General features: G+C 69.8%; 17 protein-coding genes. 9 read left to right on the plus strand and 8 right to left on the minus strand.

Annotation, left to right across the window (positions count from 1 at the left end; translation table 11 throughout):
• The first annotated feature begins 57 nt into the window (after window positions 1-57).
• Entirely contained in the window at window positions 58-1,443 is a 1,386-nt protein-coding gene (locus BLW82_RS21620; protein WP_093500882.1) for a serine hydrolase domain-containing protein, read from the plus strand.
• 76 nt (window positions 1,444-1,519) lie between these two features.
• Here the strand turns inward: BLW82_RS21620 and BLW82_RS21625 are convergent, their stop codons facing one another.
• Window positions 1,520-1,972: a GNAT family N-acetyltransferase gene (locus BLW82_RS21625; protein WP_093500884.1), complete on the minus strand. Its 453-nt coding sequence runs from the start codon at window positions 1,970-1,972 to the stop codon at window positions 1,520-1,522.
• A 9-nt stretch (window positions 1,973-1,981) separates the two neighbouring features.
• Window positions 1,982-2,440 carry a MarR family winged helix-turn-helix transcriptional regulator gene (locus BLW82_RS21630; protein ID WP_093500886.1) on the minus strand — a complete coding sequence of 153 codons (459 nt, stop codon included), beginning with the start codon at window positions 2,438-2,440 and terminating at the stop codon, window positions 1,982-1,984.
• A 141-nt stretch (window positions 2,441-2,581) separates the two neighbouring features.
• On the opposite strand from BLW82_RS21630, the gene BLW82_RS21635 reads away from it, so the two are divergent.
• Window positions 2,582-3,790, plus strand: a complete 1,209-nt coding sequence (locus BLW82_RS21635; protein ID WP_093500888.1) for an MFS transporter — start codon at window positions 2,582-2,584, stop codon at window positions 3,788-3,790.
• A 43-nt stretch (window positions 3,791-3,833) separates the two neighbouring features.
• Window positions 3,834-4,253 (plus strand): GlcG/HbpS family heme-binding protein, encoded by a 420-nt coding sequence (locus BLW82_RS21640; protein WP_093500890.1) that lies wholly within the window; start codon window positions 3,834-3,836, stop codon window positions 4,251-4,253.
• 69 nt (window positions 4,254-4,322) lie between these two features.
• Here the strand turns inward: BLW82_RS21640 and BLW82_RS21645 are convergent, their stop codons facing one another.
• The gene (locus BLW82_RS21645) at window positions 4,323-5,189 is read right to left on the minus strand and encodes a GNAT family N-acetyltransferase (RefSeq protein WP_256215904.1); all 867 of its coding nucleotides are present in this window, start codon (window positions 5,187-5,189) and stop codon (window positions 4,323-4,325) included.
• A gap of 193 nt (window positions 5,190-5,382) precedes the next feature.
• Between BLW82_RS21645 and BLW82_RS21650 the strand changes: the two genes are divergently transcribed.
• Both BLW82_RS21650 and BLW82_RS21655 read left to right on the plus strand, forming a co-directional pair.
• Complete coding sequence (locus BLW82_RS21650; RefSeq protein WP_093500893.1) at window positions 5,383-6,015, plus strand: HAD family hydrolase; 633 nt, start codon at window positions 5,383-5,385, stop codon at window positions 6,013-6,015.
• A 308-nt stretch (window positions 6,016-6,323) separates the two neighbouring features.
• The gene (locus tag BLW82_RS21655; protein ID WP_093500894.1) at window positions 6,324-7,781 is read left to right on the plus strand and encodes a globin domain-containing protein; all 1,458 of its coding nucleotides are present in this window, start codon (window positions 6,324-6,326) and stop codon (window positions 7,779-7,781) included.
• A 4-nt stretch (window positions 7,782-7,785) separates the two neighbouring features.
• Here BLW82_RS21655 and BLW82_RS21660 read toward each other — a convergent pair whose 3' ends face one another.
• The 5 genes from BLW82_RS21660 to BLW82_RS21680 form a co-directional block, all read right to left on the minus strand.
• Window positions 7,786-8,268 carry an NUDIX domain-containing protein gene (locus BLW82_RS21660; protein ID WP_093500896.1) on the minus strand — a complete coding sequence of 161 codons (483 nt, stop codon included), beginning with the start codon at window positions 8,266-8,268 and terminating at the stop codon, window positions 7,786-7,788.
• 86 nt (window positions 8,269-8,354) lie between these two features.
• Complete coding sequence (locus BLW82_RS21665) at window positions 8,355-9,260, minus strand: LysR family transcriptional regulator (RefSeq protein WP_093500898.1); 906 nt, start codon at window positions 9,258-9,260, stop codon at window positions 8,355-8,357.
• A 227-nt stretch (window positions 9,261-9,487) separates the two neighbouring features.
• The gene (locus tag BLW82_RS21670; RefSeq protein ID WP_093500900.1) at window positions 9,488-10,618 is read right to left on the minus strand and encodes a cystathionine gamma-lyase; all 1,131 of its coding nucleotides are present in this window, start codon (window positions 10,616-10,618) and stop codon (window positions 9,488-9,490) included.
• Window positions 10,615-11,106, minus strand: a complete 492-nt coding sequence (locus BLW82_RS21675; RefSeq protein ID WP_093500902.1) for a low molecular weight protein-tyrosine-phosphatase — start codon at window positions 11,104-11,106, stop codon at window positions 10,615-10,617. Before BLW82_RS21675 ends, BLW82_RS21670 begins: the two co-directional genes overlap by 4 nt.
• A gap of 7 nt (window positions 11,107-11,113) precedes the next feature.
• Entirely contained in the window at window positions 11,114-11,491 is a 378-nt protein-coding gene (locus tag BLW82_RS21680; RefSeq protein WP_093500904.1) for a phage holin family protein, read from the minus strand.
• 59 nt (window positions 11,492-11,550) lie between these two features.
• Here BLW82_RS21680 and BLW82_RS21685 point away from each other — a divergent pair, with 59 nt between their 5' ends.
• From BLW82_RS21685 to BLW82_RS21700, 4 genes are all read left to right on the plus strand, one after another.
• Window positions 11,551-11,868 (plus strand): cupin domain-containing protein, encoded by a 318-nt coding sequence (locus tag BLW82_RS21685; protein WP_093500906.1) that lies wholly within the window; start codon window positions 11,551-11,553, stop codon window positions 11,866-11,868.
• A 165-nt stretch (window positions 11,869-12,033) separates the two neighbouring features.
• Window positions 12,034-12,246 carry a DUF5326 family protein gene (locus tag BLW82_RS21690; RefSeq protein ID WP_089100495.1) on the plus strand — a complete coding sequence of 71 codons (213 nt, stop codon included), beginning with the start codon at window positions 12,034-12,036 and terminating at the stop codon, window positions 12,244-12,246.
• Window positions 12,247-12,457: 211 nt separating this feature from the next.
• Window positions 12,458-13,246, plus strand: coding sequence for an IclR family transcriptional regulator (locus BLW82_RS21695; RefSeq protein ID WP_256215905.1), 789 nt, complete (start codon window positions 12,458-12,460; stop codon window positions 13,244-13,246).
• Window positions 13,247-13,344: 98 nt separating this feature from the next.
• On the plus strand, window positions 13,345-13,782 hold the full coding sequence (locus tag BLW82_RS21700) for an SsgA family sporulation/cell division regulator (RefSeq protein WP_093500910.1): 438 nt from the start codon (window positions 13,345-13,347) through the stop codon (window positions 13,780-13,782).
• Window positions 13,783-13,852 lie beyond the last annotated feature (70 nt).

The following is a 13,852-nucleotide window of genomic DNA, read 5'->3' on the forward strand; positions in this document are numbered from 1 at the left end:
GTCCGTGCCGGCGAAATGGACTCGACGCCGGTCCGCCCACCGGGTGGACTGGAGCGCATGACGACATTCCAGGAAGAGCTGCTCCCCGCCACCCGGCGGGCGCTCCTGCACCGGATCGCCGTGGCCCAGTCCGAGGGCAGGGCACCGTCACTGGTGGCGGCGGTCGTGCGAGGTGGGCGGGCCGTCTGGCACGGGGCGCGGACCTCGGTGGACGGGCATGGACCGGACGAGAACGTGCAGTACCGGATCGGCTCGATCACCAAGACGTTCACGGCCGTTCTGGTGCTCAGGCTGCGTGACGAAGGGCTGCTCGACCTCGGCGACCCGTTCGAGAAACATCTGCCGGGCACCGGCGCGGGGGAGGCGACCATCGCTGAACTCCTCGCGCACACCGGCGGCTTGGCGGCCGAGTCCCCGGCACCTTGGTGGGAACGCACCCCGGGTTCACTACGCCCGGAGCTCAGCGACGTGCTCGGTGAGCAGCCCCTCCTGCATCCCGTCGGCCGCCGGCACCACTACTCCAACCCCGGCTACACCCTGCTCGGCGCGCTGGTCGAGGAACTCCGCGGTGCCCCCTGGGAGCAGGTACTGCGGCGCGAGGTACTCGAACCGCTGGGCCTCGACCGCACAACCGCCCAGCCGCAGGCGCCGCACGCGGGCGGCTGGGCGGTGCATCCCTGGGCCGACGCCCTGCTCCCGGAGCCGCTGGAGGACCTCGGGCGGATGGCACCGGCCGGGCAGCTCTGGTCGACGACCGGCGACCTGGCCCGCTTCGCGGCGTTCCTGGCGGGCGGGGACGACCGGGTGCTGAGCGCCGAGTCGGTGCGGGAGATGCGCACCCCGGCGGCCCCCGCCGAACCCGCCGATGTGCTGGACGGCGCCACCTACGGCCTCGGGCTGCAGATCCAGCGGCGTGACGGGAGGCTGTTCGTCGGGCACTCCGGCTCGCTACCGGGCTTCCTGGCCAACCTCACCATCAGCGTGGACGACGACGTGGCGGCCGTGGTGCTGGCGAACTGCACCTCCGGCCCACTCCTGTCCGCCACCGGTGCCGACCTCGTCCGTATCGTCGCGGAGGCCGAGCCACGCATCCCCGAGCCTTGGCGCCCGGTGGCCCAGGTGGAGCCGTCCGTCCTGGAGTTGGCCGGGCCGTGGTATTGGGGCACACATGCCTTCGTGCTCCGCGTGGCGGCTGACGGGCTCGTCTCACTGGGGCCGCTGACCGGCGCTGGCCGTCGGGCCCGTTTCCGCTCCAACGGCGACGGAACCTGGACCGGCCTGGAGGGCTATTACGCCGGAGAGCTGCTACGGCCCGTACGGCGCCCGGACGGCACCGTGAGCCATCTGGACCTCGGATCGTTCGTGTTCACGCGTCAGCCGTACGACGAGACGGCTCCCGTGCCCGGCGGGGTCGACCCCGAGGGGTGGCGGGGGATCGGTTAGCGGGACGAGAGGGCGGGGGCGGTGTTTCACGTGAAACACCGCCCCCGCCCTTCCGCTCGGCTGCGAGCCGGTGGGTTCAGATTTCGAGCTTGAAGCCTGTGTGGGAGGCGGTGAAACCGAGCCTCTCGTAGAAGCGATGGGCGTCGACCCGTGACGTGTCCGAGGTCAACTGGACCAACTGGCAGCCATGGCGACGGGATTCGTCGATGGCCCACTCGATGAAACGGGTGCCCAGTCCGCTGCCGCGTTCATCGGCGTGGATGCGCACACCCTCGATGATCGACCGGGTGGCGCCCCGCCGCGACAGTCCAGGGATGATCGTGAGCTGCAGCGTGCCGACGACGTGGCCTTCTCGGACGGCGACGACCAGGTGTTGGTTGGGATCGGCGCTGAGCCGTTCCAGGGCGCTCAGATAGGGCGCCAGGTCGTCCGGAGTCTCCCGCCGGGCGCCCAGCGGGTCGTCGGCGAGCATGCCGACGATGGCCGGGACGTCGTCGGCGACCGCGGTACGTATGTCAAGGTCTCCCATACCGACAGCCTAAGCGGGCACGTGCAGTGCCTCCACGGCCCGGACCAGGGGAGCCAGTTCCGGATTTCTGGCCGCCTCGTCGAGTGCCCCGCGCAGTGCCGTGTCGTTGGTGGGACGAGCCTCTTCCAGCAGCCGCAGACCTGCCTCCGTGACGTTGGTGTAGATGCCACGTCGGTCGGTCGGGCAGAGGTAGCGCTCCAGGAGCCCGCGGTCCTCCAGGCGAGTGACCAGCCGGGTGGTGGCGCTCTGGCTGAGTACGACCGCGTCGGCCACCTGCTTCATCTGCAGATGGCCCCCTTCGCCGTCGTGCTGTCGGCTGAGCACGTCGAGCAGGGAGTATTCGCGCACGCTCAGGTCGTGCTTGGCCTGAAGGGCGCGCTCGATGTGTGCCTCGATCCTCCCGTGGAGCAGGGAGAGGGCGCACCAGCCCTGGGCGAGGGCGGTGAGCGCGGGGTCCGTCGCTGTCATTGGCGTTTTCCTCCGTCCCGGAGCGGCTGAATCCAGGATAGAGCAGGCCCGCAATATCCCTCGCTTGCATATAGCCCGCGTCTGCAACTATTGTGGACGCACGCAAAGCGCACCTGCAATCGTCTGGAAGGTCCTACCTCCATGCCTCTCGCGCTTCTGGCCCTCGCGATCGGGGCCTTCGGAATCGGAACGACCGAATTCGGGATCATGGGCTTGCTGCCCGAGGTCGCGGGTGACTTCGGGGTCTCCATACCGACCGCCGGTCTGCTTGTCACCGGCTATGCGCTCGGCGTCGTCATCGGCGCCCCGCTGATGACCGTGCTGGGCACGAAGGTTCCTCGCAAGAGGATGCTGATGCTGCTGATGGGCTTCTTCATCGCCGGCAACCTGCTCACCGCCATGGCCCCCGTCTTCGCCGTCATGCTCATCGGCCGAGTGGTCGCCTCCCTCGCCCACGGGGCCTTCTTCGGCATCGGCTCGGTCGTGGCGGCCGAACTGGTCGCCCCGAGCAAGAAGGCAGGGGCCATCGCGATGATGTTCACCGGCCTCACCGTCGCCAACGTCATAGGCGTTCCGCTGGGCACGTTCGTGGGACAGCACGCCGGCTGGCGCGTCACCTTCGGGCTCATCGCCGCCCTGGGCGTCGTCGGCCTGGCCGGTATCGCCAAGCTTGTCCCCGAGCTGCCCAAGCCGCAGGGTGTGCACCTACGGCACGAGCTGGCCGCCTTCAAGAACGCCCAGGTCCTGCTCGCCATGGCGATGACCGTCCTCGGCTTCGGCGGGGTCTTCGCGGCCATCACCTACATCGCGCCGATGATGACGCACGTAACCGGCTTCGCCGACGGCTCCGTCACCTGGCTGCTGGTCCTCTTCGGCCTCGGCATGGTCGGCGGCAACCTGGTCGGCGGAAAGTTCGCCGACCGCGCCCTGATGCCCATGCTGTACGTGTCCCTGGGTGCCTTGGCCGTCGTCCTCGCCCTCTTCACGCTCACCGCACACAGCAAGATCGCGGCCGCCGTGACTGTGGCCCTGATCGGCGCCTTGGGCTTCGCCACCGTCCCGCCGCTCCAGAAGCGCGTCCTGGACCAGGCACACGGCGCTCCGACCCTGGCCTCCGCCGTGAACATCGGTGCCTTCAACCTCGGCAACGCCCTGTCCGCGTGGCTCGGCGGCATGGTGATCGCCGCAGGCTTCGGCTACACCTCCCCCAACTGGGTCGGCGCCGCCCTTGCCGCGGCCGCACTCGTCCTCGCCCTCCTGTCAGCCGCGCTGGAGCGCCGCGACAGCGCCGCCGGCGCGGTGGTCACCGGCGGCACGCCCGCGGGACAGCGGGCGTCGGTCCACCACTGACCGCCCGCATCTCCCACCATGTCAGCACCAACCAAGGAGAACCATGAGCACCACCACCGTCGCCCCGCTCACCATCCAGGACGCCGAGTTCCTGGTCACCCAGGCGCGCCGTGCCGCCGAGGCCGCCGGGGTCACCGTCAGCGTCACCGTCCTGGACGCCGGGGGCCATCTGCTGGCCTTCCGCCGGGACGACCGTGCCGTGCTGATCTCCGGCGAGACCAGCACCCGCAAGGCGTACACGGCACTCCAGCTGAACACACCCACCGCCGATCTCGTCGACGCCGTGCAGCCGGGCGGTCTCTTCCACACCCTGCCCACGGCGCTCGACAGGCCGCTGCTGTTCATCGCGGGCGGGGTTCCCGTCCGGCGTGACGGCCGGCTCATCGGGGCGATCGGGGTCGGCGGCGGTGCGCCCGACCAGGACCACGGCTTCGCCTCCGCCGCCGTGGCTGCACTCGCCTGACAGCACCTCGCTCGGCGGCGGACGCCGGCTCCCCCGGGGAAGCCGGCGTCCGCCGTGGTCGAAGGCCGCTCAGCCCGCCGCGACCGTCAGCGGCGCGAACCGCCGTGTCCAGTCCCCCGGCAACTCCGTGATCCCGTAGGTCATCACCGAGTTCTCGGCGACGGAGACCAGCCCACGGGTCTTCGCCCAGGCCAGCAGTCCCTCGTGCCGGACGTCGATGTCGGTGCGGAGCGGGCGGTCGGTACGGGCGGCGAGCGAGGTGATCAGGGACTTCGCCGTCTCCGTGTCCCGCGCGATCAGCGGTCCGACGACATGTGTGTCCATGTTGGGCCAGGCGGCCGCGTATCCGACGATCCGTCCGTCGTCCACGGCGACCCGCAGCAGGTCCGAGAAGGCGGGCAGCCGAGTGATGAGCAGGGTGCGGTCGGCACCGAACACCTCCTCGTCCAGCCGGAGGATGGAACCGAGGTCCTCGGCGGTGGCCGCCCGGGTCACCACCCGCGGCTCGCGCCCATCCGGGGTGAAACGTCCGTAGAGCATCTCCGAACGGCCCGTGACCTTGAATCCCAACTCCTCATAGAGCGGCCGCCCGTAAGGCGTCGCGTACAGGGTCAGCGGAGTCGTTCCCCTCACGGAGACGATGTGTCGCATCAGACGGCGCCCGATGCCCTGGCGGGAATGCCGTTCGGCGACCAGGACCATGCCGACCGCGCCGAGATGCGGGCGTTCCCCCGGACCGTACTCCGTGATGACACAGGCGGCGACGAGGCCTCCGCCGGGGTCGTCGATGCCGTATCCCTTCCCGGCTGTGAGGAGCAAGCGCCACTTGTGTTCCTCACGGGGCCACCCCCGATCCTCGGACAAGTCGGCGCAGGCGCTCAGATCGCGTGGCGTCAGTCGGCGGATGGGCAGGGGACCGTCGGAAGGAGTTGACACGCAGGTCAGGCTTGCCGACCGGCACCCCCGGCGTCCACCCGTTTCAGGCCGGAGACACGTGCTTTTGGCCATGTCGTAGTACGTGGCTCAGTCTCCGGACAGGGTGCCGGGCGTTTCACGTGAAACAGCGCCGTACGGCCCCCAGCGCCGCCGCAGCAAGGGGCCATGGAGGCCGCCCGATAGCCTCGGGTCCATGGCGAGACTTCACCTCTTCGATCTCGACGGCACGTTGCTGCACGGCACCTCCGCACCCGTCGAGATATCCCGTCAGCTCGGCCTGGAAGCAGAGACCATCGAGCTTGACCGGGCGATTTCGGCAGGGCGGATCGATCCGCCGGAGTACGCGGCGCGGGTGTACACCCTCTGGGCCGAGCTGACCGAAGCCCAGGTGACGGCTGCATTCGACGGGGCGCCGTGGCTGGCCCGTATCCGGGACGTCTGGGCCGAGATCAGGGGATCGGGGGACTACTGTGCGGTGGTCTCGCTCTCGCCCTCGTTCTTCGTGGAACGTCTGCTGGACTGGGGAGCCCACGCGGCCTTCGGATCCCGCTTCCCGGCGGTGCCGTTCGCCGAGCCGGTGGACCCGACGGGGGTCCTCACCGCCGCGGCCAAGGTGACGATCGCCGACCGCCTGTGCGAGCAGTTCGGGGTCGGTCGGGCGGACTGCGTGGCCTACGGCGACTCGATCTCGGACCGGGACTTGTTCGGCGTGGTCCCGGTGTCCGTGGCGGTCAATGCGGACGGACATCTCGCCGGTCTGGCGACGTACTCCTACACGGGACGGGATTTGTGGGATGCCTATGAATTGACGTGGGGCGCCCGGTAATTGAGGGAACCGATGGTTCGCCCGTTGCCGGTTTCACGGGGGAGACAGGGGGGACTTGTGTGCGCGGCGGCGGCCGGTAGGGTCGACTCCGGTTAACGTCCGGGGCCGGGCGCTCCCTGCGGGAGTGATTGCGGCCCATGTCACACTCTCGCCTTACTTGTCCGTACACGGGGGAATCGCGGGTTGAATGTGGTCGTGTCGGCCACCGGGCCCGACCGGGGAGAGCTAGCCGTCATCCGGGGGAAAGCAGGCACCTTCCGAGAGAAGTGTGCAGACCGACCGCAAGATGTTCGAGGCGAGGGCACACCATGGACGCTCCGACCACCACGGCGGCGGGCAACGACGGGGCCGGTGGAGGCAACTGGTCCACGTCCCACGACAGGCCCGCGGTCGATCTATCCGCCGGGCCTCCGGCCGGTGCGCCGGGAGGTGGGCAGGAACCGCCCCAGAGCCCCCCTCTCGTGCCTGGGGAGCCCCGGGAGCGAATACGGTCGGCGGCAGAGCCGGCGCGCCGTCAGGGAGCGGTTCAGCCCCCGCCCGCCGGACAGCATGCGGCACCAGGCTCCTTCGCTTCCGCGCCCGGGCACCCCGCACCGGAATCCCCCGCTCAGCGCGTCCCGCCACAGCGCAGCACACAGCAGCCGCAGGCCGCCTCCCCGGACGCGATCCGCATCCGCGGCACCATGGCCGAGATCGGTCCCATCGCCGACAAGGTCACCTCGTACTTCTACGCACTGCTCTTCGTCCGCCACCCGGAACTGCGTTCGCTCTTCCCGGCCGCCATGGACACGCAACGGGACCGGCTGCTGAAGGCGCTGCTCACCGCGGCCGAGCACATCGACAACCCGTCCGTCCTGGTCGAGTACCTCCAGAACCTGGGTCGCGGCCACCGCAAGTACGGCACCCGGCCCGAGCACTATCCCGCTGTCGGCGAATGCCTCATCGGCGCACTGAGCAAGTACGCCACGGGCAGCTGGGACCGCGAGACGGAGGCGGCCTGGGTGCGGGCGTACACGACGATGTCCCAGGTGATGATCGACGCCGCGGCCACGGACGAACTGCGCGCCCCGGCGTGGTGGCACGCGGAGGTCGTCGCCCACGAGCTCAGGACCGCGGACGTCGCCGTGCTCACGCTCCGTCCGGACCAGCCGTACCCCTTCCTTGCCGGGCAGTACACGAGCCTGGAGACACCCTGGTGGCCGAGAGTGTGGCGGCACTACTCCTTCGCTTCCGCTCCCCGCTCGGACGGCCTGCTCACGTTCCATGTGAAGGCCGTCCCGGCGGGCTGGGTTTCCAACTCGCTGGTGCACCGCGCCCGCCCGGGTGACGTCGTCCGCCTCGGCCCGGCCGGTGGTTCGATGACCGTCGACCACACGCGGGGCAACGGACTGCTCTGCCTGGGCGGCGGCACAGGCATCGCACCCGTCAAGGCGATGGTCGAGGACCTCGCCGAACGCGGCTCGCGCCGCCCGGTAGAGGTGTTCTACGGCGCCCGTACCGACCATGACCTGTACGACATCGACACCCTGCTCCGGCTCCAGCAGAGCCATTCCTGGCTCACGGTCCGTGCCGTCGTCGACCAGCGGGCGCACCTCCAGCTCCCCGACGCCATCCGCGGCTACGGCCCGTGGACCGAGTACGACGCCTGTCTGTCCGGCCCGCCAGGCATGATCCGCAACGGGATCACCGCGCTACGGGCCGCCGGCATCCCCGCGCACCGCATCCGGCACGACTCGGTCGAGGAACTGGTCGTAGCCGGCGACTGACCCGTCACCCGAGATCGGGAGCGTGCATGGCCCGCACACCCTCGATGTTGCCGTCCAGGTAGTGCCGCAGCGACAGCGGTACGAGATGGACGGAGGCGATCCCGACGCGGGTGAAGGGGACGCGCACGATCTCGTACTCGCCGGCGGGCTCGTCGACTTCGGGGCCGTGCCGCAGCGCCGGGTCCATGGACTCCAGCCGGCAGACGAAGAAGTGCTGCACCTTCACACCGGTCGTGCTGCCGCTGTCACCGATGTGCTCCACGGTGTCCACGAAGCAGGGCACTACGTCGGTGATCTTGGCGCCGAGCTCCTCGTCCACCTCGCGGTGCAGGGCGTCGACGACTGTGGTGTCCTCGGGCTCGACCCCGCCACCAGGCGTAACCCAGTAGGGATCGACACCGGGCTTGGTGCGCTTGATCAGAATCAGGTCGTCGCCGTCCAGGAGAACGGCACGGGCGGTGCGCTTGACCACGGGTCGGACGGTCATGGGAGAAATGTGGCCCAGCTGGTTCCACGTGAAACATCGCGAAGCGCCACGGCACGGCCGCACTGCGTCAACTCCGCGGAACGCGCTCAGGCCCATTCCGCAGACGCGTGCTGCAGCCACTCGTGCGCTCGTGCCACATGCGGCATGGCGAGCGTGCCGGTGCGCACCACAAGGAAGTACGTCCGAAGTGGGGGTACCGCGGGATCGTGCAGTGCCACGACCTCACCGCGTTCCAGGGCGGCCGTGCACAGATAGCGGGGCAGCACGGCCAGGCCGGCACCCGCGACCGCACAGGCGAGGACCGCGCGCAGATCCGGTACCACGACCGTGCCCGAGGCGGCAGGGCGTGTGTCGAAGACGGAGCCCCAGTAGCGCGAGACGAACGGCAGCGACTCGTGGACCTCGACGACCGGGAGGTTCTCCAGAGCGGCCGCGCCCTTGTCGGCCACGGCGCCGGCGCCGATCTCCGCGGACCAGCGCGGAGCGGCGACCAGTACATGCTCCTCGTCGCAGAGAGCGGTCGCGGTGAGCAGGGGGCCGCGCGGCCGGACGGTGCTGATGGCGAGGTCGTGGTGACCGGCTGACAGCCCCTCCAGGGTGTCCTCGGCGTTGCCGAACGAGGCGCGCAGGGCGAAACCCTGGCCGCCGTCCCCGGCCAGCTCCGCGAGAGCGGGAAGGGCGCGCTCGGCGGTGAACTCGGGCGGGCCTGCGAGGTGCAGGGTACGCACCGAGGAGTCGTCGTCGAGACCGCGCTCCGCTATCTCCACGAGGGCATCGAGGTGCGGAGCGGCCTTGTGGGCGAGTTCGTCGCCAATCGTCGTGGGGGTCACCCCGCGGGCCTGGCGCAGGAAGAGCGGCCGGCCCAGTTGCCGTTCCAGTGTCCGGATCTGGGAGGTCACGGCCGGCTGCGAGAGGCCGAGCAGGGCGGCGGCGCGGGTGAAGGAGCCGGCCCGGTGCACGGTGACGAAGGTGCGCAGCAAGGCCAGATCCATCGCACACCCTCCCGTTCTGCCTGCCCTTTCGGGCCCTCGGCAGGCCCCCAACTATAAATAAGTCGATAGGTCTCTGTCGCTACAGTGATTGGACACTGACGCAGAGTCAACTAGCCTTGGTCGCGCGGTTCTTGGCGCGCGAGAACCGGGACGGTCCGAGCCACGAGGGGGGAGGCTCGGACCGTCCGTTATGCGTAGCCGGACCCGTGGTGGCGTCCGTAATCCGGTCACCGGTCCGACTCGTCGAGCGCGCGCAGCACATCGGCCACCAGATCCTCGGGATCCTCGGCCCCGACCGAGAGCCGGATGAAGCCGTCCGGTACGGCGTCCCCGCCCCAGCGCCGCCGCCGCTCGGCCGAGGAACGTACCCCGCCGAAGCTCGTCGCGTCGTCGACCAGTCGCAGGGACTCGAGGAAACGCTCGGCACGCGCACGCGTGGGCAGCGTGAAGGAGAGCACCGAGCCGTAGCGGCGCATCTGCTGCGAGGCGATCTTGTGTGCCGGGTCGTCGGGCAGCCCCGGGTAGCGCAGGGCGGTCACCTCGGGCCTCCCGCGCAGCGCCTCCGCGAGCAGCAGGGCGGTCGCGTTCTGCCGATCCACCCGCAGCTGGAGGGTGGCGAGGGAGCGATGGGCCAGCCAGGCTTCCATGGGCCCGGAGATCGCCCCGATGATCTTCCGCCAGCGGCGTACCGCGGCCATGGCCTCCGCGTCGCGCCCGGCGACGTACCCCAGCAGGACATCCCCGTGGCCGGTGAGCTGCTTGGTGCCACTGGCTACGGAGAAGTCGGCGCCCAGTGCCAGCGGCCGCTGGCCGAGCGGGGTGGCGAGGGTGTTGTCGACGGCCACCAGGGCGCCACGCGCGTGCGCCGCCTCGGCGAGCCGCCGGATGTCGCAGACGTCCAGCCCGGGATTGCACGGCGACTCGATCAGCAGCAGCTTCGCGCCGTCCAGGACGCCGAGCTGGGCGTCGCCGGCGGTCCGCGCGGTGCGCACCTCGATGCCGTACGCCTCCAGCTGGGCGCGGACCAGAGGCAGCACCTGGTAGCCGTCGGAGGGCAGGACGACCGCGTCACCGGCGCGCAGCTGGGAGAAGAGCACCGCCCCGATGGCCGCCATTCCGGAGGCGAACACCAGCGTCTCCACGTCCTCGCCGGGTGCCTCCAACTCGCCGATCGCCCGCTCCAGATGGGTCCAGGTCGGGTTCTCGTCCCGCCCGTAGGCGTACGGCCCGCTCACCTCACCGGGCAGATGGAAGTGCGCGGCGAAGACCGGCCCGGGCAGGGTCGGCTCGTTCTTGACCGGCTCGGGCAGACCCGCTCGTACCGCGCGCGTGCCCTCGCCCATGGCTGCCTCGCTCATGCCGCCGTTCCCTCCACTTCGGCCCGTACCGCGGCGAGCAGGCCCACGCTCGCCGCCTCCACCATCTCAAGACACTCCTCGAAGCCGTCCAGACCGCCGTAGTACGGATCCGGCACGTCCAGGTCGTCGGCGGCGGCCGGGTCGTACGAGCGCAGCAGCCGCACCTTGCGGGCGTCCTCCTCGGTGGGAGCCAGGCGGCGCAGGGACTTGAGGTGTCCGGAGTCGAGGGCGATCACGAGATCGAGGCGGGCGAACCAGGACGCCTGGAACTGGCGGGCGGTGTGTTCGCTGTCGTAGCCGTGCTCCTCCAGGACGCGGACGGTGCGCGGATCGGCGCCGTCGCCCTCGTGCCAGCCGCCGGTGCCGGCGCTGTCGGTCTCGACGCGGTCGTCGAGCCCGGCCTCGGCCGTGCGGGCACGGAAGACGGATTCGGCCATCGGGGAGCGGCAGATGTTGCCGGTGCAGACGAAGCAGACGCGGTAGGTCATCGGGAGCTCAGTCCGTGTCGGGAAGGATCATGTTGAGGGCCCAGGACACGACCGAGATGATCAGACCGCCGAGGACGGCCGTCCAGAAGCCCTCCACGTGGAAGCTCAGGTCGAGCTTGTCGCACACCCACGACGTCAGCAGCAGCATCAGCGCGTTGACCACCAGGGTGATCAGGCCGAGCGTGAGGATGAACAGCGGGAAGGTCAGGATCTTCACGACCGGCTTGACCAGGAAGTTGACCAGGCCGAAGACCAGGGCGACCAGGATGAGCGTCCAGACCTTCTTGGTGGTGCTGTCGCCGGTCAGGGTGATCTTGTCGAGCAGCCACACGGCGACCGCCAGGGCGCCCGCGTTGGCGATCGTCTTGACTACGAAATTCTTCATGTGTCTGATCGTGGCAGAAGAGATCGGTTACGAGCAGTGGGGCGAGGGCGGCGAAGGCGATGAAGGCATTCCGGCTGGACGAACTGGAGGCGGAGCGCGCCGCCAACGACGGGGCCTACCTGCAGTTCCTGCGGGAGCGGAACATGTCGGTCGGCCTCTACGCCCTCGACGCCGGCTCGCACGACCCGCAGCAGCCGCACAACCAGGACGAGGTCTACTTCGTCGTCAGCGGCCGTGCCGCGATCACCGTCGGCATGGAGACCACGCAGGTGGCGCGGGGCAGCGTGGTGTACGTGCCGGCCGGGGTGGCTCATAAGTTCCATCACGTCAGCGAGGATCTGCGGGTTCTGGTCGTCTTCTCTCCGCCCGAGGCCTGACCCCGGGTCTCGGGGTTCCCTAGGGGACGAGTCAGGGGAGGACAAGGGATCCAGGGCCCCCGCACGGCCCCTTCGCGGCTCTAGCATCAAGTGCAGGACATCGCATCGTGCGGGACGCACGAGACCGTACGTGCCGGAGCGCACGAGGAAGCGGAGGACAGGGCAATGCGAGAGATCTTCACAGGTCTGCCGTGGTGGGTGAAGTGGATCGCGGTGCCGGTCATCGCGCTGGTGGTGTTCGGCGGTCTGATCACGGCCGTGATCAGCTGGGTGGTCTTCCTCCTCTTCAAGCTTCTGATCTTCGTGGCGCTGGTCGGCGGACTGATCTACATCGTGCGGAAGTTCATGTCGAACTCCTCATCGAAGAGCGACTGGTGAGGACCGTGGGAATCGGTGGCCGGTAACAGGAATCACCGGTTCCCTCGGGGGAGGGAAGTTTCCCGCAGGGGTCGACCGGGAGCGGCGGCGGACGGTTAGAGTCGCTGACCCCCTCGCGCTCCGGGAGTGACCCTTGGCCACGCTTGACGCCACCTCCGTACCCACGGAACACCCCCCGCCCCCGACCCAACGCAGTTCCGGTACACCCCCCGTGCAGCGGCCGGCCTCCCCGGCCGACTCCGCACAGCCGCATTCGGCCACCCTCATCGGCTCCGTGCAGCGCGCCATGCGCCTGCTGGAGTGCGTCGCCGGACACGAACACGGCGCACCCGCCAAACAACTCGCCCGGGAGACCGGGCTCGCCCTGCCCACCGCCTACCACCTGCTGCGCACCCTGGTCCACGAGGGTTATCTGCGCCGCGACAAGGGGCTGTTCTTCCTCGGTGAGGCGGCGGAGCGGCTGAGCAGCAGCGGAGCGCAGCAGAAACGTCGCAGCGCGGTGGTCGACACCCTCGCCCACTGGCGGGATTCGATCGGTGTCCCGGTGTACTACGCCATGTACCGGGACGGCGAGATCGAGGTCATGAGCGTCTCCGACTCCCCGGCCATCCCGGCGGTCGAGGAATGGGCCGACTTCCGCGAGACCGGGCACGCGCACGCCGTCGGCCAGTGTCTCCTGTCGCAGCTGGACCAGGACGTCCGGCGTGACCATCTCCGCCGCTATCCCGTGCGCCACCTCACCCCGTACACGGTCCGTGACGACCAGACGCTGCTGCGCCGACTGGAGCGCGCGCGGCGGATGGAGCCTGTGGTGGAGCGCCAGGAGTACACGCTGGGGACGGTGTGCGCGGCGATCCCCCTCACCGTCGGCACCACGGCCGCCACGATCGCCATCTCGCTCCCTCTCCACCAGGCCGACCGGCTGCTGCCCGCCGTCCGGCAGTTGCAGGCAGAAGTGGGCCGCCACCTGGGGTCGCTGGCTATCGCTATCAGTATCTGAAAACTCACTCCTTGTGATCTCCCGTGTACTTTCAGCAAGATTTGACCACCATCAAGGGATAAATCCCGGCCAGTCGGTGCCATATGACGGGGTAGGCAATGCGCGAGTCCGTACAAGCAGAAGTCATGATGAGCTTTCTCGTCTCGGAGGAGCTCTCCTTCCGCATCCCCGTGGAGTTGCGCTACGAGACCTGTGATCCCTATGCCGTCCGGCTCACCTTCCACCTGCCCGGGGACGCCCCGGTGACCTGGGCCTTCGGCCGGGAGTTGCTGATCGACGGGGTGGGGCGGCCGTGCGGGGAGGGCGACGTGCACATCGCACCCGCCGATTCCGAGGTGCTGGGCGAGGTGCTGATCCGGCTTCAGGTCGGTGGCGACCAGGCGGTGTTCCGTTCCTCCGCGCCCCCGCTGGTGGCCTTCCTGGACCGCACGGACAAGCTGGTACCGCTAGGCCAGGAGGGTTCGCTCGCCGACTTCGACGCCCACCTCGACGAGGCTCTGGACCGCATCCTGGCCGAGGAACCGAGCACCGGCTGAAGCGTTACGGCACGCAGCCGCGCGCCGCTCGTCCGGGCAGTGTGAGGACGCGCAGGAACGCTTCTGCGTG

Source organism: Streptomyces sp. Ag109_O5-10, assembly GCF_900105755.1.
Lineage (GTDB): Bacteria > Actinomycetota > Actinomycetes > Streptomycetales > Streptomycetaceae > Streptomyces.